Annotated in this window: 15 protein-coding genes, 2 tRNA genes and 4 pseudogenes; 6 read left to right on the forward strand and 15 right to left on the reverse strand. The window is 73.0% G+C overall.

All coding sequences use genetic code 11. The annotated features are described in order from the left end of the window. The first annotated feature begins 20 nt into the window (after positions 1 to 20). Together IE94_RS0126165 and IE94_RS0126170 are read left to right on the forward strand one after the other, a co-directional pair. A complete protein-coding gene (locus tag IE94_RS0126165) occupies positions 21 to 401 on the forward strand; it encodes an STAS domain-containing protein (protein WP_030188884.1) in 381 nt (126 codons plus the stop codon). A gap of 9 nt (positions 402 to 410) precedes the next feature. Further along, the gene (locus IE94_RS0126170; RefSeq protein WP_030188886.1) at positions 411 to 881 is read left to right on the forward strand and encodes a PPOX class F420-dependent oxidoreductase; all 471 of its coding nucleotides are present in this window, start codon (positions 411 to 413) and stop codon (positions 879 to 881) included. A gap of 34 nt (positions 882 to 915) precedes the next feature. On the opposite strand, the gene IE94_RS0126175 is transcribed toward IE94_RS0126170, so the two are convergent. From IE94_RS0126175 to IE94_RS0126215, 9 genes and pseudogenes are all read right to left on the reverse strand, one after another. Then, positions 916 to 1674 (reverse strand): TetR/AcrR family transcriptional regulator, encoded by a 759-nt coding sequence (locus IE94_RS0126175; RefSeq protein WP_030188890.1) that lies wholly within the window; start codon positions 1672 to 1674, stop codon positions 916 to 918. A gap of 194 nt (positions 1675 to 1868) precedes the next feature. Further along, positions 1869 to 3401, reverse strand: a pseudogene (locus IE94_RS36075) (MFS transporter). A gap of 58 nt (positions 3402 to 3459) precedes the next feature. Then, positions 3460 to 5679 carry a glycosyltransferase family 39 protein gene (locus tag IE94_RS0126185; RefSeq protein WP_030188891.1) on the reverse strand — a complete coding sequence of 740 codons (2220 nt, stop codon included), beginning with the start codon at positions 5677 to 5679 and terminating at the stop codon, positions 3460 to 3462. Next, positions 5676 to 6980: a bifunctional glycosyltransferase family 2/GtrA family protein gene (locus IE94_RS0126190; protein WP_030188892.1), complete on the reverse strand. Its 1305-nt coding sequence runs from the start codon at positions 6978 to 6980 to the stop codon at positions 5676 to 5678. The genes IE94_RS0126185 and IE94_RS0126190 overlap by 4 nt, the downstream gene beginning before the upstream one ends. A 13-nt stretch (positions 6981 to 6993) precedes the next feature. Next, positions 6994 to 8760: a sensor histidine kinase gene (locus tag IE94_RS0126195; protein WP_030188894.1), complete on the reverse strand. Its 1767-nt coding sequence runs from the start codon at positions 8758 to 8760 to the stop codon at positions 6994 to 6996. Beyond that, a complete protein-coding gene (locus IE94_RS0126200) occupies positions 8757 to 9497 on the reverse strand; it encodes a response regulator transcription factor (RefSeq protein WP_030188895.1) in 741 nt (246 codons plus the stop codon). The genes IE94_RS0126195 and IE94_RS0126200 overlap by 4 nt, the downstream gene beginning before the upstream one ends. A gap of 197 nt (positions 9498 to 9694) precedes the next feature. Further along, positions 9695 to 10156: pseudogene (locus IE94_RS38430) on the reverse strand (GntR family transcriptional regulator); the annotation flags it as partial. 39 nt (positions 10157 to 10195) lie between these two features. Then, complete coding sequence (locus IE94_RS0126210; protein ID WP_030188898.1) at positions 10196 to 11158, reverse strand: amidohydrolase family protein; 963 nt, start codon at positions 11156 to 11158, stop codon at positions 10196 to 10198. 164 nt (positions 11159 to 11322) lie between these two features. Then, complete coding sequence (locus IE94_RS0126215; protein WP_063829741.1) at positions 11323 to 12204, reverse strand: DUF2797 domain-containing protein; 882 nt, start codon at positions 12202 to 12204, stop codon at positions 11323 to 11325. A 28-nt stretch (positions 12205 to 12232) separates the two neighbouring features. Here IE94_RS0126215 and IE94_RS0126220 point away from each other — a divergent pair. After that, positions 12233 to 12469, forward strand: a pseudogene (locus IE94_RS0126220) (winged helix-turn-helix transcriptional regulator); the annotation flags it as partial. Positions 12470 to 12511: 42 nt separating this feature from the next. Here the strand turns inward: IE94_RS0126220 and IE94_RS0126225 are convergent. Next, positions 12512 to 13999: a peptidoglycan D,D-transpeptidase FtsI family protein gene (locus IE94_RS0126225; protein WP_030188902.1), complete on the reverse strand. Its 1488-nt coding sequence runs from the start codon at positions 13997 to 13999 to the stop codon at positions 12512 to 12514. A 223-nt stretch (positions 14000 to 14222) separates the two neighbouring features. On the opposite strand from IE94_RS0126225, the pseudogene IE94_RS0126230 reads away from it, so the two are divergent. Beyond that, positions 14223 to 14639 (forward strand): annotated as a pseudogene (locus IE94_RS0126230) (DUF6010 family protein); the annotation flags it as partial. A gap of 449 nt (positions 14640 to 15088) precedes the next feature. Here the strand turns inward: IE94_RS0126230 and IE94_RS38440 are convergent. From IE94_RS38440 to IE94_RS0126245, 4 genes are all read right to left on the reverse strand, one after another. Beyond that, positions 15089 to 15421, reverse strand: coding sequence for a hypothetical protein (locus tag IE94_RS38440; RefSeq protein WP_245235315.1), 333 nt, complete (start codon positions 15419 to 15421; stop codon positions 15089 to 15091). Positions 15422 to 15489: 68 nt separating this feature from the next. Then, positions 15490 to 15702 carry a hypothetical protein gene (locus tag IE94_RS36080; RefSeq protein WP_245235316.1) on the reverse strand — a complete coding sequence of 71 codons (213 nt, stop codon included), beginning with the start codon at positions 15700 to 15702 and terminating at the stop codon, positions 15490 to 15492. 499 nt (positions 15703 to 16201) lie between these two features. Beyond that, a tRNA-Arg gene (locus IE94_RS0126240) sits at positions 16202 to 16274 on the reverse strand. Between the two features lie 192 nt (positions 16275 to 16466). Next, positions 16467 to 16557, reverse strand: a tRNA-Ser gene (locus IE94_RS0126245). Positions 16558 to 16737: 180 nt separating this feature from the next. On the opposite strand from IE94_RS0126245, the gene IE94_RS0126250 reads away from it, so the two are divergent. Together IE94_RS0126250 and IE94_RS0126255 are read left to right on the forward strand one after the other, a co-directional pair. Beyond that, entirely contained in the window at positions 16738 to 17199 is a 462-nt protein-coding gene (locus tag IE94_RS0126250; RefSeq protein WP_030188906.1) for an SSI family serine proteinase inhibitor, read from the forward strand. 220 nt (positions 17200 to 17419) lie between these two features. Further along, a complete protein-coding gene (locus tag IE94_RS0126255; protein ID WP_106978017.1) occupies positions 17420 to 21895 on the forward strand; it encodes a response regulator in 4476 nt (1491 codons plus the stop codon). A 23-nt stretch (positions 21896 to 21918) separates the two neighbouring features. Here IE94_RS0126255 and IE94_RS0126260 read toward each other — a convergent pair whose 3' ends face one another. Next, positions 21919 to 22497, reverse strand: coding sequence for a TetR/AcrR family transcriptional regulator (locus IE94_RS0126260; RefSeq protein WP_030188910.1), 579 nt, complete (start codon positions 22495 to 22497; stop codon positions 21919 to 21921). Positions 22498 to 22604: the final 107 nt, after the last annotated feature.

The raw sequence follows: 22604 nt of genomic DNA on the forward strand, positions 1-22604 counted from the left end.
ACGTCTGTCAGGTGAGTGCTGTGACCTTCCTCCCCCAGCCCTGCGAGCCGTGTGAGCCGTGTGATCCACCCGGGTGCGTCGTGCTCCCGCTGCCCAGCGAGATCGACTTCTGCAACGCCTCGGGGCTGCTGCCCCTGATCACGACCGCCGTGGAGCACCGCCTGGAGGGGCTGCGCCTGCTCGTCCTGGACCTCTCCGCGACCCGTTTCATGGACTCCCAGGGTGTCCGCCTGATCGCCGCCGTGCGCCGTCGGCTGCCCGACCGGGTTCTGCTGCGCGTGGTGGCGACCCCGAAGGGGGTGCCGAGCCGCGTCCTGGAACTCTCCGGCCTGCGCCGCGACGTGCCGGTCCACGACCACCTCGCGGAGGCGCTGCGCACCGAGTGCGGCACGGCGCCCTAGGCTGGCGTCATGGCACCGAACATCGCGACGAACACCCGCGTCTCCCTGGCCGAGTTGCTGGACTTCGTACGCCCCCGGCACCGGGCGATCCTGCTGACCCGGCGGGCCGACGGCAGTCCCCAGGGGTCGCCGCTGACCTGCGGGGTCGACGACGCCGGACGGATCGTCGTCTCGACCTACCCCGAGCGGGCCAAGACCCGCAACGCGCGCCGGGACCCGAGGGTCAGTCTCCTCGTGCTCAGCGACGAGTGGAACGGCCCCTGGGTGCAGATCGACGGCACCGCGGAGGTCATCGACGCGCCCGAATCCGTGGAACCGCTCGTGGAGTACTTCCGCAACATCTCCGGCGAGCACCCCGACTGGGACGAGTACCGGCAGGCCATGGTCAAGCAGGGCAAGTCCCTCATCCGGGTGTCGCCGCAGAAGTGGGGCCCGGTGGCCACGGGCGGCTTCCCGGCACGGCTGGCGGCAAACGACTGAGGTCCCCCGGCCGGGGCGCGCGGCCGGTGCCCGGTCAGCCCCGTTCGACCATGGCGTCGATGCCCGCGACGAGCAGGTCGAGGGCGAACTCGAAGTCCCGGTCCAGCATCTCCGCGACGGTGTCGCCGCCGCGGGCCGCCATGATGTCCCGGGCGTCCTCGATCACGCCCGCGGTGTCCGGCAGTTCGGTCGCCGCGCGCATCGAGTCCTGGTGGTACTCCTCGGGGCTCAGTCCGGTCTCCGCCACCCGGGCGAGGAAGCGGCCCTCGATGGTGCCGTAGCCGTAGACGAACTGGAAGACGGCGGAGATGGCGCCGGTCAGGCGGTGCGTGGGCAGCCCGCTGCGGCGCACGACGTTCTGCACCGCCCGGGAGAAGGCGAGGGAGTGCGGTCCGATGTTGAGGTAGGTGCCGACCAGCCGCGACGTCCAGGGGTGGCGCACCAGCAGCGCCCGGTTCTCCCGGGCCAGCGCACGCAGCTCCTCGCGCCAGTCGAGGCCGGCGTCCGGGGCCGGGTGGCCGAGCTCGCCGAAGACGGCGTCCAGGGCGAGTTCGAGCAGCTGGTCCTTGGTGTCGACGTACCAGTACACGGACATCGCGGTGACGTTCAGATCGGCGGCCAGGCGGCGCATCGAGAAACCCGTCAGGCCCTCGGCGTCCAGCAGCCGGACGGTGACCCCGGTGATCCTGTCCCGGTCGAGCCCGGACGGCTGTCCCCCGCGGCGCCCGCCGCGCCGGCCCTCCCCCGACAGCCACACACTGTCCCGCGGCCCCTCCCGCCCTGCCTTCGCCATGCGCACCTACCTCGCTCTCACCCTCACCGGTCATGCTAGGCGTCCCCTCGGGGCCCGGGACGTGACCACCTGCGGCTCCGCCGCGCGGGCGCGACCGGGCGCGACCGGCCCGCAGCCGCGAACATGCCCCGATCGCCGACCCTCTAGGCACCCCGGCCCTCTAGGCACCCCGGCCCTCTAGGCGCCCCGGCCCCTCAGACGCCCGCCCGCTCCGCCCTGCGCAACAGCACCGCCGCCGCCACCCCGCCCAGCCACACCGCCACCGCCCCCACCAGCTGACTGCTCTCCACTCCGAGGGAGAACGCGTCGAGGACCCGCCCCCGCTCTCCGGCCCCTCCGCCGAAGCCAGTGCCGCCGGGAGCGACGTCGCCGCGACGGGGGCCAGCGCCGCGAACCGCGAGGTCAGCACGGCGCCCAGCACGGCCACGCCCAGCCCGTTGCCGAACTCCGCCAGCGTGCCGTTGACGCCCGCGCCGACCCCCGCCTTGGCGGGCGGGATCGCGCTCATCAGCGCGCGGGCCATGGCCGGGTTGCCGAGCGCGCACCCCACGCCGATCAGCAGCAGCCCGAGCAGCGTGCCGGCGTAGCCCTGTCCGGTGAGCGTGGCGATGGCCACCAGGCCCGCCGCCATCAGCACCATGCTCAGCAGCACCGCCCTCGGAGTGCCGAGCCCGGCCAGCCACTTCGCCGCCACCCCGGAGAAGTTCAGCAGCACCGCCGTCAGGGCCAGCGGCGCGGTCCGCAGCCCGGCCTCCGGCGGGCCGTACCCGAGGACGAACTGCAGGTGCTGTGTGAGCGGGAACAGCGCACCGCCCATGCCGAAGGCGATCAGCACGAGACCGGCCACCGCGCCGGTGAACCGCCGGTCGCGGAAGAAGGAGAGGTCGAGCATCGGGTGCGGGACGCGGCTCTCCCAGTGGGCGGAGAGGGCGAGCACCCCCGCGGCGACGGCGGCCGTGGTCAGGACCCGTCCCGACGCCCAGCCGTGCTCCGGGCCGGAGATGATCGCGTAGACCAGCGTGGCCATGCCGATCGTGGAGAGGACGGCGCCGAGCGGGTCGGGACGCTCGCCCCGCCGGCTCTTCGACTCCGGGACCAGGGCCAGGACCGCGACCAGGCCGAGGGCCACCACCGGCAGGTTGATCAGGAAGATCGCACCCCACCAGAAGTGGTCCAGCATGAACCCGCCGATCAGCGGCCCGCAGGCGAAGCCGAGCGCGCTGACGGCGCTCCAGATGCCGATGGCCTTGGCGTGCTAGGCGGGCGCGAAGATCTGCACGACCACGGCGAGCGTGGTGGTCAGCAGCAGGGCGCCGCCGACGCCCATGCCGGCCCGCGCCGCGATCAACTGGCCCGTGGTGTCCGCCAGTCCGGCCGCCAGCGAGCCGATTCCGAACAGGGCGAGGCCGGTGGCCAGCATCTTCTTGCGGCCGATGGGGGTCCCCCCGCGCCCTTGAGGCGTGGGGGAGGTCGGCCGCGCTGCCCGCGGTGAGCAGCAGGCCGGACTGGACGAGCGAGTAGGCGTTGATCATCCACTGGATGTCCGAGGTGGCCGCACCCAGCTCCTCGGTGAGCGAGGGGACGGCCACGTTGAGCACGGTGTTGTCCAGGACCACCGTGAGCTGGGCGAGGCTGATGACACCGAGGATCAGCCAAAGCCGCGGGTGGCCCTGGACCGGGGGTGCGGTGTCCCGCTCCCTGGCGGGGTCCTGGGGCGATGTCGTCATGTTGTACAGCGTATAGGGGTTTCCTATACGCTGTACAACGGTTGCTCGTCCGGAATGGTCAGGCGGTCGGCGAGGTGAGGTCGTAGAAGGTCGCCGAGCCGGCCGTGACCTCCTTGAAGTTGGCCTCGACCCACGACGTGATCTGCGAGGCGGTGCCGGAGCCGCCGCCCATGCCGCCGCCCGTGCCGCCGCCGATGAAGTAGTGGATCCGGCCGTCCGCCACGTACTGCTTGAACTGGGCCAGGGTCGGCGACGGGTCGGTGCCGTTGAAACCGCCGATCGCCATCACGGGGTCGCCGGTGCCGAGCTGATAGCTCGCGGCGTTCTGGGAGCCGATCGCGGCGGCGGCCCAGGTGTACGCGTCGGCGTCGGTCTCCAGGAGCTTCTTCGCCCCGGAGTCGACCTCGGCGCCGTTGAGCAGGCCGCCCATGCCGCCGCCCGGACCCATGCGGCCGCCTTCGCCCGTCGGGCCGCCGTTCTGACCATTCGGCGACTGACCGTTCTGGCCGTTCTGGCCGTTCGGTGACTGGCCGTTCTGGCCGTTCTGCGACTGGCCGTTCTGGTTGGTGCCTCCGGCGCCCGGGGCGGTGCCGCCGCCGGGGAAGCCGCCGCCACCCGGACCACCCTGGCCCTGGCCCTGGCCCTGACCCTGGCCCTGGCCCTGGCCCTGACCGGGTGCGTTCCCGCCGCCCGGGAAGCCGCCGCCCCCGGGGCCGCCGCCCATGCTCGCCCCGGCCGGACCGGCCGTGACGATGGAGCCGCTGTGCCCCTCCCGCACGGTGCTCAGCGTGTACGCGGTGGGCGCGGCCAGCGACGCCACGAGGCCGAGCCCCGCCGCCGCGAGGGCCGTGCGCCGCCCCAGCCGCCCGGCGAAGACCAGCCCGAGCGCGGCGACCAGGCCGCCGACCAGGACCGTCGCCTTCAGCCAGGGGAGGTAGTCGGGCGTCCGGTTGAGCAGGACGTAGCCCCAGGCCGCGCTCGCCGTGACGGCGGCGGCCAGGGCGAGCGACGCCCAGGGCCGCCCGCGGCGTTCCCACAGGGTCGCGGCGCCCATGCCGACGACGGCCGCCAGGTACGGCGCGAGGGCCACCGTGTAGTACTGGTGGAAGATGCCGGCCATGTAGCTGAAGACGGCCGCGGTCACCAGCAGCGAGCCGCCCCACAGCAGCAGGGAGGCGCGCGCGGTGTCCGTGCGGCCGGCGCGGCGCGTGGCGACCAGGCCCGCGACGAGCAGGATCAGGGCGGCCGGGAGCAGCCAGGAGATCTGGCCGCCGATCTCGGAGTTGAACATCCGGTCCCAGCCGGTCTCGCCCCACTGCCCGCCGCCGCCCATGCCGCCGCCCCCGCCGCCGACGCTGCCGGTCTCCTCGCCGTTGAGGCGGCCGAGGCCGTTGTAGCCGAAGGTCAGCTCCAGGAAGCTGTTGTTCTGCGATCCGCCGACGTACGGGCGGGACGAGGCCGGCCACAGCTCGACGACCGCGACCCACCAGCCGCCGGAGACGACGATCGCGGCGGTCGCCAGAGCGAGCTGGCCGAGGCGCTTCTTGAGCCGTACCGGCGCGCAGACGCCGTAGACCAGGGCGAGGGCGGGCAGGATCAGGAAGGCCTGGAGGGTCTTCGCCAGGAACGCGAAGCCGATCGCGGCGCCCGCCCACACCAGCCACTTGGTCCGGCCGTCCTCCAGCGCCCGTACGACGAGGTAGCAGGCGACGGACATCAGCAGGGCCAGCAGCGCGTCCGGGTTGTTGAACCGGAACATCAGCGCCGCGACCGGGGTGAGCGCGAGCACGGCGCCCGCGATCAGCCCCGCCGCGGGGCTGAACCGGCGGCGCACGGCCGCGTACACGACGGCGACCGTGGCCACCCCCATCAGCACCTCGGGGACGAGGACCGACCAGGAGGAGAGGCCGAAGATCCGCACCGCCAGCGCCATCGGCCACAGCGCGGCCGGGGGCTTGTCGACGGTGATGGCGTTGCCCGCGTCCAGCGAGCCGAAGAAGAACGCCTTCCAGGACTGGCTGCCCGCCTGCACGGCCGCCGAGTAGAAGGAGTTGGCGTAGCCGGAGGCGCTCAGGTTCCAGAGGTAGAGGAGGGCGGTGGCCAGCAGGAGGCCGAGGAAGGCGGGGCGTACCCAGCGCGGGTCCTCGGGGCGGCCGCGCCACACCCGGCCGAGCCGGGACCGCCGGGGCTGCCGGTGGGCGGGCGGCGGTTCCACGCCTTCACCGGCGGGGGCGCCCGTGCCCTCGGCCTGCGCGGTCGGGTCGTAGTGCGTCGTCATCGGGCATCGCTCCAGGTGCGCTGCGGGTCCGGGAGGTGAGGTTCCGGGGAGGGGGCCGGGGGCTGCGGGTCCGGGAACACCCAGGCCCGGAAGAGCAGGAAGCGCAGCACGGTCGCGGCGAGGTTGGCGGCGATCAGCACCGCCAGCTCGGTGGAGTGGTCGGGGTCGATCGTCGCCGCGCTCAGGGCGGCCAGCGAACCGCTGGTCAGCGCGAGGCCGATGCCGAAGACGACCAGCCCCTGCGCCTGGTGCCGCACGGCGCCGCCCCGGCCCCGCACCCCGAAGGTGAGCCGCCGGTTGGCGGCGGTGTTGGCGACCGCGGAGACCAGCAGGGCGAGCGCGTTGGCGAGCTGAGAGCCGCCGAAGTGGCGGAAGCCGCTGTAGAGGAGGAGGTAGAAAAGGGTGGACAGGGCGCCGACGACGCAGAAGCCGACGAGCTGCCGGGCCAGCCCCTGCGGTACGCCGGTCAGGTCGCGGTCGCGCGGGTCGTCGCCGAAGGGACGGGCCAGCCGGTCCAGCGGCAGCGAACCGGTGGCCAGGGCCCTGCCGACCCGCCACACGCCCTTGAGGTCCTCGGTGGCCGTCCGCACGATGTGCACGGTGGAGTCCGGGTCGTCGACCCAGTCGACGGGCACCTCGTGGATGCGGCATCCGGCGCGCTCGGCGAGCACCAGCATCTCGGTGTCGAAGAACCAGCCGGTGTCCTCCACCAGCGGCAGCAGCACCTGGGCCACGTCCCGGCGGATCGCCTTGAAGCCGCACTGGGCGTCGGAGAAGCGGACCTGGAGGGAACCGCGCAGGATGAGGTTGTAGCCGCGGGAGATGAACTCCCGCTTCGCCCCGCGCACCACCCGCGAACTGCGGGCCAGCCGGGAGCCGATCGCGAGGTCCGAGTGACCGGAGATCAGCGGCGCCACCAGCGGCAGGAGCGCGTTCAGGTCGGTGGAGAGGTCCACGTCCATGTAGGCGAGGACCGGGGCGTCCGAGGCCGACCAGACGGTCCTCAGAGCCCGGCCGCGCCCCTTCTGCTCCAGTCGGACTGACCTGACCGCGGCGAGGTCGCCCGCCAGGCGGGCCGCGACGTGCGGGGTGCGGTCCGTGGAGGCGTTGTCCGCGACCGTGATGCGGAAGGCGTACGGGAACGTCCGGGTGAGGTGCTCGTGCAGTCTCCTGACGCACGGCCCGAGGTCCTTCTCCTCGTTGTAGACGGGGACCACTACGTCCAGGACAGGCGTACCGGCTCCTGCGGCCGGGAGGTGCTCCCGCGCCGGCAGTGAGCCGGGAGAAGAGTCGGTTCGCATGCCCCGACTCTTCTCACCTCCCCTGTCGCACCCGTGTGGTGGGACTGTGCTGCGCCTGTGAGTACGGCCGGTGGTCCGGCCGGTCGTGCAGCCCGGACAGGGATCGGTCGCCGTCTGCGGGGAGGTAGCGGTCGTGGACTGCGGGGAGGGACCGGTCGCCGACCGCAGGGAGGGGCCGGCTGTGGACTGCGGGGAGGGTCCGGTCGCCGTCTGCGGGCAATGGCCGGTCGGGGACCGCGGGGAGGGACCGGTCGCCGTCTGCGGGCACGGACCGGTCGGGGACTGCGGGCACGGACCGGTCGGGGACTGCGGGGAGGTACACGGTGAAGACCGTCCGGCCCGGGCGGCTGTCGACCGTCACGCCGCCGCCGTGTGCGGTCGTCACGGCCTGCACGATGGCGAGGCCGAGGCCCGTCGAGCCGGTCGCGCGGGACCGCGCGGAGTCGCCGCGCGCGAAGCGTTCGAAGACGCGCGGCAGCAACTCGGCGGGGATGCCCGGCCCGTTGTCCACCACGTCGACGCACAGCCACGCACCGTCGCGCCGCACGCGCGCCGTGACGGTCGTGCCCGGCGGGGTGTGGCTGCGGGCGTTGCCCAGCAGGTTGACCAGCACCTGCTGGAGCCGGGCCGGGTCCGCCCGCACCAGGGCCGGTTCGTCGGGCAGGTCGAGCCGCCAGGTGTGGTCGAGACCGGCCGCGCGGGCGTCGCTGACGGTGTCCACGACGAGCGGTACGAGGTCGGTGTGCCCGAACTCCAGCGGGCGCCCGGCGTCCAGGCGGGCGAGCAGCAGCAGGTCCTCGACCAGCAGGGACATACGGCCGGCCTCGGACTCGATGCGGCCCAGCGCGTGCCGGGTGTCGGGGCCGACCTGTTCACGCCCCCGGCGGGTGAGTTCGGCGTAGCCGCGGATGGAGGCGAGGGGGGTGCGCAGTTCGTGGCTGGCGTCGGCGACGAACTGCCGTACCCGCGTCTCGCTCTGCTGCCGTGCGTGCAGGGCTCCGTGGACGTGGTCCAGCATCCGGTTGAGCGCGGAGCCGACCCGGCCGACCTCGGTGTGCGGGTCGCACTCGGACTCCGGGACGCGTTCGTCGAGGTTCACCTCGCCCGCGTGCAGGGGGAGTTCGGAGACCCGGCCGGCGGTGGCGGCGACCCGGCGCAGGGGGCGGGTGGCGACGCCGACGATGACGGCTCCGGCGAGGGACGCCGCGACGAGACCGGCGGCGGTGACGCTGGCCTCCACGAGGATCAGGGTGCTGATGGTCTCGGTGACGTCGGAGGTGGGGAGGGCGGCGTAGTAGCCGTCGTGGTACTCGACGCGGTAGTCGCCGAGGCCGGGGATCTCGACGGTGTGCGCCTCGCCGTCCCGGGGGACGGAGGCGAGCGCGGTGCGCTGGGCCTCGTCCAGGGAGACCGCCGTCGTCCTGCTGGGGTCGGTGCTCTCGTCGTCCTTCTCGCCGTACTTGGCGTCGACGACGGCACCGTCCCGGGTCTCGGCGACGATCGTGTCGCGTGGCTGCGGTCCGCCGTGCGTGACGAACTCGTCGAGGTCCATCCGCGGCTTCACCCCGCCGCCGGGCCCCGGATCGCCGGGCGGCCCGAAGCCGGACACCCGGGCCGCGACCTCGCGCACCTGTCCGTCCAGTTGCTCGTACAGGTGCGAGCGCAGCGCGACCGTCGTCACCGTGCCGATCACCGCGCACACCACCGCGATCAGTGCCACGGACGCGACGACGAGCCGCGTCCGCAGGGTGCGCGGCCGCGGTCGTCGCCGCCGGCTCACGAGACCGCGGGCTTGATCAGGTACCCGGCGCCGCGCCGGGTGTGGATCATCGGCTCGCGCCCCGCGTCGATCTTCCGGCGCAGGTAGGAGATGTACAGCTCCACGACGTTGGCCTGACCGCCGAAGTCGTAGGACCACACGCGGTCCAGGATCTGCGCCTTGCTCAGCACCCGCCGCGGGTTGCGCATCAGGAAGCGCAGCAGCTCGAACTCGGTGGCGGTGAGGTGGATGCCGTCGCCGCCGCGGGTGACCTCGTGGCTGTCCTCGTCGAGGGTGAGATCGCCGACGACGAGGACGGAGTCGGAGCGCCGGTCGGCGGCGCCGGAGCGCCGGATCAGTCCGCGCAGCCGGGCGACGACCTCCTCCAGGCTGAACGGCTTGGTGACGTAGTCGTCCCCGCCCGCGGTCAGCCCGGCGATCCGGTCCTCCACGGCGTCCTTGGCGGTCAGGAACAGCACCGGCACGTCCGGCAGGTCGCGGCGCAGCCGCCCCAGCACGCTCAGGCCGTCCATGTCGGGCAGCATCATGTCCAGTACGACGGCGTCGGGCCGGAACTCGCGGGCCGCCTGGACCGCTCCGTGGCCGTCCCCGGCGCTGCGGATCTGCCAGCCCTCGTAACGCAGGGCCATGGAGAGCAGTTCGGTGATGGACAGCTCGTCGTCCACTACAAGCACCCGGACGGGGCTCCCGTCCGGCCTCAGCAGTTCGGTGCGCCCCTGGGGCGAGGTCGTGGTCATGGTGGACACCATGTCGGGGCGCTCTGAGAGGGTCCTTTCCCCAAGCTGTGATTTCTCTGAGAAACCCCACAGGCTCCGCTCAGGTACCGCCGGGTGCGGCTGGGCGCCGGGCCGGGAGCCGTCGGGCGCCGCCCGGTGCCGGGCCGGGAACCGTCGGGCGCCGCCGGGCAGCGCCGGGTGCCGCCGGGTGCGGGTTCTCAGGTGTCCGCGGTCAGTCCCTCGGCCGTGAGGGTGAGGTGCCGGACCAGCACCTCGGCCGCGGTGTCGGCGTCGCGGGCCAGCGCCGCCTCCTCCAGCCTGCGGTGCTCCTCGACGCCGTCCCGCCCAGGATTGCGGTACGTCGACCAGCGGCGGGCCAGTTCGCTCGCCGTCCACAGCCGGTCGAAGGTCTCCAGCAGCACGGGGTTGCCGCAGCCCTCCATCAGGGCGCGGTGGAAGAGCCGGTGCGCCTCGGACCAGGCCTCGCTGTAGTACTCGCCCTCCTCTGGCGCGTAGGGGGGCGTGCGCGACAGCCGGTGGTGGGCGGCGCGCACCCGGGCCTCCCAGTCGACGTCGCCGCGCTCGACGGACATGCGCAGCAGGACCGGTTCGATGGTGCGGCGGGCCTCCGCGATCTCCTGCCAGCGGCGGTCGGAGTAGGCCGGGACGGCGAAGCCGCGCGGCGCACGTCTTCGTCGCCCTGCTCTGAGCCCGCACCCTCAACTGCCCTGATCCCCCCGGCTCCCCAGACTCCCCAGGCTCCTCTCGTTCCCCTGGCCCCTCTGGCTCCCCTGGCTCCCCTGCAGCCCGAACAGCCGGGCCGCGTTGTCGTGACACACCCCGCGCAGCCACGCGTCCCCCAGCTCCAGCCGCTCCAGGGCGTGCAGTTGGTGCAGATAGGGATACGGGATGTTGGGGAAGTCGGTACCGAGCAGGACACGGTCGCCGAGGTCCGCCAGCCGGGTCAGCGCCCGGCTGGGGAAGGGCGCGAGGCGCTCACTGAAGTCGGTGAACGCCATGGTCGTGTCCAGCCGCACCGCGCCGTACCGCTCGGCGAGGTCCAGGAAGTCCTCGTACTCGGGCATTCCGAGGTGTGCGACGACCAGCCGCAGCCGGGGGTGCCGAGCCAGCACCCGCGCGACCGGCTCGGGTCCGGTGTGCTTGCCGGGCGCCGGCCCCGAACCGCAGTGCATGACGACAGGGACCCCCGCCTCGGCGAGCACGCCCCACGCCGGGTCGAGCAGCTCGTCGGCCGGGTCGTAGGCCCCCACCTGCACATGCGCCTTGAAGACCCGCGCCCCGTCCTCGACGGCCCGGCGGACGTACCTCTCGACGCCCGGCTCGGGGAAGAGCGTGGCGGTGTGCAGGCAGTCGGGGGTGCGGCGGGCGAAGTCCACCGCCCAGCCGTTGAGCCACTGGGCCATGCCCGCCTTGTGCGGGTAGAGCATGGAGGTGAAGGCCCGCACCCCGAACGCGCGCAGCAGCTCCGCCCGTTCGTCCTCGTCCCGCCGGTAGGTGATCGGCCACTCGACCCCGCCGGTCAGCGGCCCGAGGGCGTCGAAGTAGGCCCACACCTTGCGCAGGACCCGCTCGGGCATGAAGTGCGTGTGCACGTCGATCAGCCCGGGCAGCCCGAGCCCCTCCCAGAACCGGCGGACCTGCCCGGCCTCGTGATCACTCATGCGGCCACGATGGCGCTCCGCACTCCCCCGGACAAGGGGCGAGGGGCAAGGCGGCAAGGGAAGAGGGAAGACCGGGGAATCAGAGACTCGGAGACTCGGAGACTCGGGGAATCGGGGAATCGGGGAATCGGAGCATCGGAGAATCAGGAAATCGGGGAACGGGATCAGAACAGGCCGTCCTGCACCCCCGCCGCTCCCTTGAGCTCCCGCAGGGGCACGGCGCACGGCTCGCCCTCGGCGGCCAGCAGCTCCCACCCCGTCATCAACCGGGTGTCGAGGACGACGACCCCCCGCTCCGTCGCCAGATGCAGATCCGGCCCGGCGGCGGCCACCAGCTCACCCCCGATCGCCCCGCCCGCCACCAGCTCGGCCACCTCCGCCACGGCCGCCGGCCCGCGCTCCGCCCCCGCGATCCCGAAGACCCCCGCGTGGTCCACGCCCCGGAACGGCTCCGGCGTCAACGCCTCCGGCCAGCTGCCGAGCGCCACCGCCCGCGCGTGCAGCCCGGCGATCTCCGCCGTCCGCTCCTCCTCCGAACCGGGCAGGGCGGCCCGCACCGCGCGCTTGTGGGCGTACGGGATGCGGTCGGGCACGCCCAGCGCGGCCCGCAGCAGCTCCTCGGTCCGGCGCGCGGCCATCAGCGGACCGCACCCCAGCCAACTGAAGCACACGGCCCCCTGTTCGAGGAGCCGGGCGGACCCCCGTTCGTAGGCGGTGATCCCCACCTTGACGAGGCCCGGACCGAACCACGCCAGATAGACCCGGTACGGCCGCGGATCGTCCGCCATGGTGTCGGCGGCCACGGAGTGGGCCCGGTCCAGCCGTGCGCACTCCTCGCACCGCGCCCCCGTGCTCCGCGCCGGCACCTCCGCCCTGACCGGACACGCGTTCCCCCGTGCTCCCACACACGTCCGCACACCCCCCTCGGCGACCCCGAAGGCCACCCGCTTCCCCCGGGCCAGCACACTGCGCCGGCCCCCGACCCACCTGAGCACGGGACCGTCCGCCGCCCATCGCAGCCCCGCGCACTTCCATGCCTGTGCCATCCCCACCGACAGTAGAGGGCGCCACTGACAACGGCCGGGCGGCTCGGTCAGCGAGAAGATGCTGGCCCAGACCCTGCGGACGCTGGAGCGCGACGGCCTGGTCGACCGTGACGCCAAGCCCGTGATCCCGCCCCGCGTGGACTACTCCCTCACCGATATCGGCCGCGAGGCCGCCGAACAGGTCCGTGACCTCGCGCGCTGGACCGAGCGCCGAATGGCGGCGGTCGAGCGGGCCCGGGGGGCGTACGACGCGGACAAGGCGTGACGCGCCCCCGCCCCCGAAGGCGTCACGACTTCAGGACCGCCTTCATGACTTGAGGACCGCCTTCATGACGCTCTTGGCGATGGGCGCGCCGAGCCCGCCACCGGAGATGTCCGCACGGGAGATGTCCATGTCGGTCGGGTCGATGAACACGGCCACCGCGACCGAGGCCCCGTCGTCCTTCTTGCCGTAGGACACGAACCAGCCGTACGGCACCTCGTCGTTCACGTTGACACCGCGCTGCGCGGTACCGGTCTTGCCGCCGACCGTGATGCCGTCGATCTGGGCGCGGCGGGCGCTGCCCTCCTTGGCGGTGAACTCCATCATCTCCTGGACCTTCTGCGCGGTCTCGGCGGAGACCGCCTCGCTCATCACCGCGGGCTCGGTCTTCTCCAGGTTGTCGAGGTCGGGGCCCTTGACCTCGTCGACGAGGTAGGGCTGCATCACCTTTCCGTCGTTGGCGATCCCGGCGGTGACCAGGGCCATCTGCATCGGCGTGCTGGTGAGGCTGCCCTGCCCCATGCCGGTGAGCGCGGTGCCGGGCTTGTCGAGGTCCTGGGGGTAGAGGCTCTTGGTGGCGAGCAGATCGCCGAAGTCGTCGGAGTAGACGTCCTCGTTGAAGCCGAACTTCTCGGCCGTCTCGCGCATCTTGTCCTGCCCGAGCTTGGAGGCGGCGTCGAGGAAGACGTTGTTGCAGGAGTGCTGCATGGCGGTCTTCATCGAGGCCTTGTTGCAGACCGCGTCACCGGCCTCACTGCCGATCTTGTTGGTGGACTGCGGCAGCGGGTACGGGGAGACGGCGTCCGTGCGGGCGTCGACGTCGGAGACGATCCCGTGCTCCAGCGCGGCGGCCGCGGTGAGGATCTTGAAGGTCGAGCCCGGCGGGTAGGTCTCCCGCAGCGCGCGGTTGGCAAGCGGCTTGTTCTTCTTCTTGTCGAGCGCGACGAAGCGGTCGGACTCCTTGAAGGTGCTGCCCGCGAACGTGGAGGGGTCGTAGGAGGGCGCCGAGACCATCGCCAGCACCTTCCCGGTCTGCGGGTCGAGCGCGACCACGGCCCCCCGGGCGCCCTTCAGATCGGTCAGCCCGTCCCAGGCGGCCTTCTGCGCCTTCGGGTCGATGGTGGTGACCACGGAACCGGCCCGCCGCCCCTCACCGCTGACCACGTCGGCGAACCGCTGGAAGGCCAGCCGGTCGTCCTTGCCGGTGAGGATGCCGTCGTAGGTCTTCTCCAGCAACGTCATGCCCTGAGCCTGCGAGGCATATCCGGTCACCGGCGCGTACATCGGCCCATCGGCGTAGGTCCGCTTGTACTTGAGGTCGGTGGTCTCGGTCTCCTTGGATCCGGTGACGGCCCGGCCGCCGACGATGATGTCGCCGCGGGGGGTGGCGAACTGCTCGATCTGCACCCGCCGGTTCTTGGTGTCGGAGGCCAGCTCCGGGGCCCGGACGTACTGCAGCCAGTTCGCCCGGATCAGCAGGCCGAGCACCAGCAGCCCGCAGAAGATCGCCACGGCCCTCAGCGGCTTGTTCACCGTCGGCCTCCGTCGAGGCTCGTCCGGTCGGATATGAAGACTGGTCCTCTCAACATGCGCTCACCCTAGACACAGTCGCGCACCGTCATCACGTCCGGTCGCCGTAACCGCCGTGTCGCCCAACTCCCGGTGCCCGCCCTCGTCGAGACCCTCGGCGACAATCCGTCGGAACCTGTCACTCACGCCCCTGGGACCTGCCCCGCCCCCTGCATAGCGTGCCCGCATGAACCTTGCCGGCCTCCTCCCCTACGTCATGCCGATCGGCATCGGCCTCCTCGTCGTCCTGCTGCTCTCCCTCGTCCCGGACCCGCACCGCCGGCCCCTGAACGCCCTCGGGATCGCCGGGGCCGGGGGCGTCTACTTCTCGGGCGGCGGCCTGGGCGGCTGGGAGCTCCCGTTCGGCGCACTCATGCTGTACGTCGCCTACCGGGGCCTGACCTCCTGGACGTTCATCGGCATCGGCTGGCTCCTGCACACCGCCTGGGACGTCGTCCACCACCTGAAGGGCAACCCGATCCTCCCCTTCGCCCACGACTCGTCCCTGGGCTGCGCGATCTGCGACCCGGTCATCGCCCTGTGGTGCCTGCACGGCGGCCCACCCCTGCGCGCCCTGGTCACCAACGTCGTACCCAGGACCAAGACCAAGACCCTTCAGGGGGTGCTGTCCTACGCGCACAGCTGCCGTGGTTGCCGTACTTCTCCGCTGTACCGCACCTGGGCGGTCAGAACGTCTTGTACGACTCGGGCACCATGTCGAGCTGCGGGGACCGGGTGAAAAGTACGTACACGGGGCCGTTCGGCGTCTCGGTCTGCAAGCTCTCCCACAGGTCGAGATCGTGTGCACAGTACCGGCGTAGCAGATCACGGAACTGGTCGAATTCTTGCTCCGACAAGGGGCCGTGGCGCCGGGCAGGGGTGTCCATGACACCTAGGCTAGTGGCGCCGGTCAAAGGAAGAGACCTCACTTACCAGGTCGATCAAGGCATCCCGTTTAGTCTGCCGCTCGGCAGCCTGACGGCCTGCCCCTGGCGGGTGTCAGCCGTTGATGTCAGGCACTCGGAACGTCCTTGACGGCATCCTGGTGGGCCACTAGGGAGTGATCCAGTCGGCCCAACCAAACGTGAACTTGTAAGCGGCGCGCACTGCGTCACGTCCACGGCGACCCGCCAGGAACGCCACGCACAGAGCCACAACGAAGAGCGCGGCAAAGGCTCCTCCGATGATCCCGCCAGCCCTGGGTGACCAAACGACTCCCACGAACACGCCAGCGATGATCACAATCGCCAAGCCCGCGTGAGCAACGGGCAATTCCACGCGAAAGAAATTTCGCATCGCACCCTGAGAGGCTCGCATGTCCGCGTCGTAGCGGCCTCTCGCGAGATCAGGATCGGCTTGCGGTCCTTCCGGCCATTGCTGTTCCACCAGCGCCCTCCCCGGTCGCTCGTGCCCCTGAGCCTAAGGGCTGTCCAGTAGTCCCACGAGGCTGAGGGTCATACCGTGTCTGGGTCGGCGCCGACGGCGCCGGCCGAGCCAAGCGAACGCCCGAGGTGTCCGGTGAGGATACGGGGCTGGCGCCGCCGCCACCAGAGGCCGGGGCCGGGCAGCCTATGGAACTGATCGAGTGCCTGGCCGCCGTCGCCGACGGTCGCGGCCTTGTACTGGGCGTCCAGGCCTTCGATCCGCGGGGTCCAGAGCTGAGCCACGCTTCGTGCAGGCAGTTTCGGCAGTAGAGGGCGTTGGTGTACTCGTAGATGTCGTCGCCGTAGCCGCGCTCGATGACGCATACGAGGGAAGCCAACGCGTTCACCCCCACCTCGGTTTCCGTAGCCACGGGCGTGAGGCTCTCATGTCGAATCCGTCCGGGCGACCGAGTTGGGTCCCGGCAGAGGCCGGCGGCCCCGCCCCGTGATCAGGACGAGACGATCTCGCCGTGGCTTGTGTGATCACGGCGTTGGAGCTCCCCCGGGCGCCGCTCCTGCCTTCTGCCCGTTCCGCCCGCGCTGCCTCGGCCTGTGCCGGGCGTCAGATCCTCACGATCTGGACTTCAGGTCTATGCCGAGGCGAGCGAGGAAGAGGGGCGGGCCGCGATCGGCAAGCTGTCGACCGCGATGGGCGGCACCGGTTGACGCGGTTGCTGTCTTCGCTGCTGTACGCCACTGAAACGCCGAAGGCCCCGGATCACTCCGGGGCCTTCGGCCTGTGTGCACTCGGCAGGATTCGAACCTGCAACCTTCTGATCCGTAGTCAGATGCTCTATCCGTTAAGCTACGAGTGCTTGTCTTGTTCAGTTTTACCGCCGCTCCCGTTCCTTCCGGCCCGTTCGCGGCGACAGGAAGAACATTACATGACTGCCGCCGTCATGTGAAATCCATTGGCCGCACCCCTTGTGACCTGCACAAACGCCACCCGAGGGCTTCCTGCAACACCGAAGCCCCGGCCGTGTGGGCCGGGGCTTCGGTGATCGGTGCGGAGGCGGAGGGATTTGAACCCTCGATGGGCTTTAAAACCCAAACCGCATTAGCAGTGCGGCGCCATAGACCGGACTAGGCGACGCCTCCAGACAACATCACCACCTCGCGTGCGAGCGCGAGTGGCGCGTGCCGATGATGACACAGTTGAGCGCGCTGTCACCAATCGGCCCCTACGGTACTAGGCGTGCGGGCCGCAGAGCAAAGCCCTTACGGCGTAGTCCACGGCCGGTCGCGCAACGTCCGGGCGGCCCGCGCGTTGGTCAGGTCATGTTCCAGGTCACCCGCACCCCCGCCGCCCGCCTCCTCGGCGCCGCCGCCCTGTCCGCCGCCGCCCTCGCCTCCGTCTGCGCCGCGCACCCGGCCGCGGCCGCCGGACCCGGCGCCGCGGACGGTGACCACCTCACGGTCACCGTCCGCGACGCAGGCGCGGGCATGGACGGCACGTACGAGCTGTACTGCCACCCCGCAGGCGGCGACCACCCCCACGCCGCGGACGCCTGTTCCGTCGTCGACGGCGACACCCGGTGGGGCCGGGAGGTCTTCGCGCCGGTGCCCGAGGGCAGCGTCTGCACCATGCAGTACGGCGGCCCGGCCACCGCGCACGTCACCGGCACCTGGGCCGGGCGCCCCGTCGACGCGACGTACGACCGCCGCGACGGCTGCGAGATCTCCCGCTGGGACCGCATGGTCCCGCTGCTGCCCGACATGGGGACCGGGGTCCGGTCATAGGCGGGAAGCAGGGGCGTGCGGCCTCGGGCGGCGGGGCCGGGCGGTCACCGGTCACACGTTCTACGTCACTTCCTCGTGCGACCTCCGTCCCATCCCACGCCGCCCGGCGGGCCCCAACCCTTAGACTCCCTCGCGTGACACGCTGCGGGCCGATTGGCAAGATGGCGGGCGGCCGCGGCGCAGGCGGTCGGCAAGTGCGGTAACAGGAGGGAAGCGTCTCGTGAGCAGCAGGCCATCCCGAGGCGCTGCTCGCCTCGCAGCCATACTGGACGCGCTGCCGGACGCGTTGGTCCTGGTCAACGCCAACGGCACCGTGGTCAACGCGAACACCATCGCGCTGGAGGCGTTCGAGACGCCGGGCACCGCGCTGGTCGGGCGGGGACTGCTGGATCTGCTGCCGCAGTTCGACTCGCGGCTCATCCCCGGCTCCATGCGGCGCCCCGACCACGTAGACCCGCGGGCGCGCACCAAGCCCACGCGGATGGTCGCGCGGCGCACCGACGGCTCCGAGTTCCCCGTCGAGGTCACCAGCGCCAACCTGGAGACCGGCCAGCAGGCCTACGACACCTACGGCTACACCGGCGACGAGCTGCTGATGCTGGTCGTCCGCGACCTCTCCGGCACCGTCGACACCGAGGCCGAGCTGGCCCGTTCGCAGCGGCAGACCGAGATGATCCTGCGGGCCGCCTCCGAGGGCGTCGTGGGCACCGACACCGACGGGCGGATCGTCCTCGTCAACCCGGCCGCCGCCCAGATCCTGGGCTACCGCGCCGGTGAACTGGGCGGCCGGGAGCTGCACACCCTCGTCCTGCACTCGCGCGCCGACGGCTCGCCCTTCCCGTACGACGAGTCCCCGCTCGCCGACACCCTGCGCTCCGGGCGCAAGCACCGGGTGCGCGGGCAGGTGCTGTTCGCCAAGAGCGGGGACCAACTGCCGGTCGACCTGACGACCGCGCCCGTGCGCGACGGCGACCAGCTCGTCGGCGCCGTGATGACCTTCACCGACCGGCGCCCCTACGACGCGCTGGTCGAGGAGCACGAGGAGGCGGAGCGGCGGCACGCCGAGGAACTGGAGCGGCTCGCCGAGGAGCACGCCTCCGAGCTGACCGCGCTGCGCCAACAGCACGTCGCCGAGCTGGAGGAGCTGCGGGAGCAGCACGCGGAGAAGATCGCCGCGGACGCCGACCGCTACGCCGCCCTCGGTGAGCGGGAGAAGGACCGGTACGAGGCGATCGCCGGACGGCACGAGCAGCTGCTCACCCTCCTCGGCGACTCCCTGCGCGGCCCCCTGGACGAGCTGCGCCGGGAGCTGGCCGCGCTGGCCTCGGACGACGCCGGGCAGTTGTGGCCCGAGGCCAACCAGGTGCTGCACCACCTGTCGGCCGGCTACTCGCGCATCACCACCCTCATCGACAACGTCCTCGGCTACCAGCGCCTCGACGCCGGCACCGAACAGGTCGCCCGTACGAAGGTGATGCTCGACGCCGTCGTCGCCGCGGGTGTCGACGGGGCCGTGGAGCTGATCGGGCCGGGGCGGGTGCAGTTCGCCGTGCACGCGCCGCCGATCGAGGCCGAGGTCGATCCCCGGCTGCTGGCCACCGCGCTCGCGCACCTCGTCGCGGACGTCGCGGGTGTCGACGCGACCGGCAACTCGCCCGTGTCGGCCACCGGCGGGTACCTGGACAACACGGTCGTGGTCGCGGCGGCGCAGCGCGGCGAGGTCGTGCGCATCGAGGTGCGCGGGCCGTACGCCGGGGGAGACCCGGTGCACGAGCCGATCGTGCGCGGGATCGTGCGGGCGCACGGTGGTGTGCTGCAGACGCACGAGGTGCCGGGCATGAGCGGCAGCGCGTACGTGCTCGAGGTGCCGATCGGGGGCGGGGCGGGTGCTGTCGCGGCCCCGGGCGCCGAGTTGGCCCAGGTCACCCCCGCCACGCCGGACGCCACGCCCGCCGCGGCCGGTGTCACGGGCGCGCAGAACGCCGTGGCCGTACGGGAACCCGCTCCCGGGGGCGGGCGACGGCGGGCGCGCCGGGCGTCCGTCGACGCGTTCCTGGAGAGCGGGGTCGCGGGGTCGCCGGGCGAGGCGGGTGCCGGACCCGAGGCGGAGAACGCCGCACCGACCGGGCGGCGCAGGCGCCGTGCGGCCCAGGCCCAGGCCCCGGGCGAGACTCAGGGCGAGGGGCTCGGCGAGGCGGACACGGAGGGCCCCGCTCGGGCGCAGGGGCAGGGCGTCCCGTCGGCTCCGCTTCCCGTGCCCGCGCAGGCGGGGCCCGGCGAGGGTGCCGGGGCCGGTGGTACCGGGCGTCGGCGCGGGCGGCCCGCGGAGGTCGCGGGGGCCGAGGCCGCCGGGCTGCCCCGGGAAGCGCCCGCCGGAGTGTCCGAGGGCGCCGTCGTCATGGCCGGCGAGCACGGCGGAGGGGCCGCGGCGTCCAACACCGGCCTGGGCGGGACCGTACCGCCGCAGGGCGTGCCCGCGCCCACCGGTCCCCGGGGCGGGCAGGACGGCGGTGAGCAGCACGCGCTGCCCCCGGCGCTGCCCGTACAGGCCGGCCAGTCCGACCCGGCGGACGCCGACCGGCCGACGGGGCGCCGACGCCGGGCCCTGGCCTCGGCCAACGAACGCGCCGCGGCGCAGGAGGCGGCCCCCCGCCAGGTGTTCGCCCTGCCGCCCGCCGACGTCGACCGCCCGTCCGAGGGGACGGCGGAGGGGACGGCGGAGGCGGTCGCCCAGGGGCAGATCCAGGGGCAGGTCCAGGGACCGGCACAGGGTTCGGCACCGGGGCAGGGACGGCCCGGTGGGGTCCAGGTGCCCGCACCTGCCGCTCCCGTTGACGCCCGGCCCGACGGCGGCCGCCACGACGCCGTCCCGCACGACCAGTCCGAGGACCACACGCCGCCGCAGCCGCACCCCGCCGAGGCGCCCACGGGACGCCGTCGCCGGGCCGGTGCCGCCCACCCGGCCGACGAACCGACTCCGGTCCCGGCGCAGAACGCGCCCGCGCAGAGCATCCCGGTGCAGGGGACGCCGCCGGTGCACGGAGCCCCCGTGCCCGCCCCGGCCGCCGCCCGCACCGAGGGACAGGCACCCCGGCCCGCCGAGTCCGGCGCCGACGCCGCCCGCCCCGACACCGCGGTGCCCGCCGTCCCCGGTCGGCCCGCTCCCGCGCCGCAGCCATGGCCCGCCGCGGGCGACACCCAGGGCGAGGGCGCTCCCGTACCTCCGGGTACTCCGGTACCGCAGCAGGGCATTCCGGTTCCGCCGGGTACTCCGGTACCTCCAGGCGCGCCAGTACCTCCAGGCGCGCCAGTACCTCCGGGCGCGGGCGCCGCACCGGCACCCGGGACACCTACGGTCCCGGCAGCGCCTACGGCTCCGGCAGCCCCGGCGGTCCCTGCCGCCCCTGCCGCCCCGCAGGGCGTTCCCACGACCACGCCGAGTCGGGGCACCCCGCTGCCGCCCGAGAACGCGCCCGCCCCCCGCGCCGCGCAGCCATTGCCCGCCGAGGCGTCCGCGCCCGTCGACCCGAACTCGACGCAGGGGCGGGCGATCAGCGTGCGGACCCTGGGTCAGGGGCTGCCGTTCAACCGGCAGGCGCTCCAGGTGCAGCAGCCGTCGGCCACACCCGCCCCGCAGCACCCGGGCGGCGGCGGTCGGCGCCGCAAGCTGGGCACGCCGCCCGACCCGGCCACCACCCGTGCGGAACAGCCCGCCCCGCCGGGCACCCGTCCGCCCACCGGGCAGCCGGCGCAGCAGGCCCAGCCGCAGATCCAGTCCCAGCAGGAGCACGCCTCCCCGCCCGGCGGTCAGGGGCGGCTCGCGCCGGCCACCGAGGGCGCCGGACGGTCGTACGCCATAGGAGCACCGGACCGGAACGCCGCCGAGGGGCCCGAGCCGCTGGACGGGCCCGGCGGGGCCGTCGAGGTGGCCGACCCGCCGCGTCCGCAGCCGATGGACGACGAGTTGCCGCCGGAGCCGCTGGACAACCCGCGCCGGCTCCTGGTGTGGCCCGCGCCGGACGTCTCCACGCAGCAGGCGCTCAGCGACCGCGGCTACCGGCCGGTGATCGTGCACTCGCGCGAGGAGGTCGACGCGCAGATCGCGGCGTTCCCGGCCGCGCTGTTCGTGGACCCGCTGACCGGGCCGATCACGCGTACGGCGCTCCAGTCGCTGCGGCAGGCGGCGGTGGCGGCCGAGGTGCCGGTGCTGGTCACGGCCGGACTCGGCCAGGCCTCGCGGGACGCCGCCTACGGTGCCGATCCGGCCGTCCTGCTGAAGGCGCTCGCGCCCCGGGACAGCGAGCAGCACCCGCCGCGCGTGCTGCTGATCGAGGAGCACGCGGAGATCGCGCTGGCGCTGACCTCGACGCTGGAGCGGCGCGGGATGCAGGTGGCGCGGGCGGCGAGCGACGCCGACGCGGTGACGCTGGCCGGGCAGTTCCGGCCGAACCTGGTCGTGATGGACCTGATGCGGGTGCAGCGGCGCCAGGAGGGATCCGCCGGGATCGTCGACTGGCTGCGCGCCAACGGGCAGCTCAACCGCACCCCGCTGGTCGTCTACACCGCCGCCGTCGACCAGGACGACCTGCCCCGGCTGGCCTCGGGCGAGACGGTGCTGTTCCTGGCGGAGCGTTCCACCAGCGGTGAGGTGCAGTCCCGGATCGTCGAGCTGCTCTCCCGGATCGGGACCAACTGATCGGCTGAGCGCGCCCCTCCGCGTCAGCGGTCGACGATCCGCCGGGCCGCCTGCTTGATCGAGTCGCGCAGGCGGTCGGCGTCGTCGTCCCCGCCGCCGACCAGGATGCGTTTCATCTGCGGCACGACGACCGCCCAGTTCGCCATCGCGACCAGCAGGAACAGGAGGTCGGGCGCCGGGATGGCGTCGGTGATCACGCCGCGCTCCTGGCCGTCCCGCACGGCGGCGACCTTGCGGGCGTAGTGCGCCTGGCGCTCGGCCTCGTGGGGCAGCTCGGCGGTGCCGTACTCCATGCCCTCCCAGAAGAGCAGGCGCAGCAGCTCGGGGCGGGCGGCGTGGTAGTCCAGCAGGCGGTCGATCCAGCCCTCGATGTCGTCCGGGTCGACGGGGACGGAGATGATGAGGTCGAGCATCTTCTTCTCGAGGACGGACGCGAACAGCTCGCCCTTGTTGCCGTAGTAGGCGTAGATCAGCTGCTTGTTGGCCCTGGCCTCGGCCGCGATGCGGTCGATGCGCGCGCCGGCGATGCCGTGGCGGGCGAACTCCGCCACCGCCGCCTCGAAGATCCGGGCCTTGGTGGCCTCGGGGTCCCTTGCTGCCATGGGGCAAGGGTAGCGGCACGGACGAGGTAACCAACTATTTGGTTGACAGGCCTCGGGAATGCGGGCCAGACTCCCGGAGTTGGTTCCAACCAACCAGTTAGTTGTTA

This window comes from Streptomyces violaceorubidus (genome assembly GCF_000717995.1).
GTDB classification, from domain to species: Bacteria; Actinomycetota; Actinomycetes; order Streptomycetales; family Streptomycetaceae; genus Streptomyces; species Streptomyces violaceorubidus.

Bases quoted from the DNA above. Each gene is read 5' to 3' on its own strand.
- IE94_RS0126170 (WP_030188886.1), top strand. From the start codon at position 411: ATGGCACCGAACATCGCGACGAACACCCGCGTCTCCCTGGCCGAGTTG.
- IE94_RS0126175 (WP_030188890.1), bottom strand. From the start codon at position 1,674: ATGGCGAAGGCAGGGCGGGAGGGGCCGCGGGACAGTGTGTGGCTGTCG.
- IE94_RS0126185 (WP_030188891.1), bottom strand. From the start codon at position 5,679: ATGACGACGCACTACGACCCGACCGCGCAGGCCGAGGGCACGGGCGCC.
- IE94_RS0126190 (WP_030188892.1), bottom strand. From the start codon at position 6,980: ATGCGAACCGACTCTTCTCCCGGCTCACTGCCGGCGCGGGAGCACCTC.
- IE94_RS0126200 (WP_030188895.1), bottom strand. From the start codon at position 9,497: ATGACCACGACCTCGCCCCAGGGGCGCACCGAACTGCTGAGGCCGGAC.
- IE94_RS0126210 (WP_030188898.1), bottom strand. From the start codon at position 11,158: ATGAGTGATCACGAGGCCGGGCAGGTCCGCCGGTTCTGGGAGGGGCTC.
- IE94_RS0126215 (WP_063829741.1), bottom strand. From the start codon at position 12,204: ATGGCACAGGCATGGAAGTGCGCGGGGCTGCGATGGGCGGCGGACGGT.
- IE94_RS0126250 (WP_030188906.1), top strand. From the start codon at position 16,738: ATGTTCCAGGTCACCCGCACCCCCGCCGCCCGCCTCCTCGGCGCCGCC.
- IE94_RS0126260 (WP_030188910.1), bottom strand. From the start codon at position 22,497: ATGGCAGCAAGGGACCCCGAGGCCACCAAGGCCCGGATCTTCGAGGCG.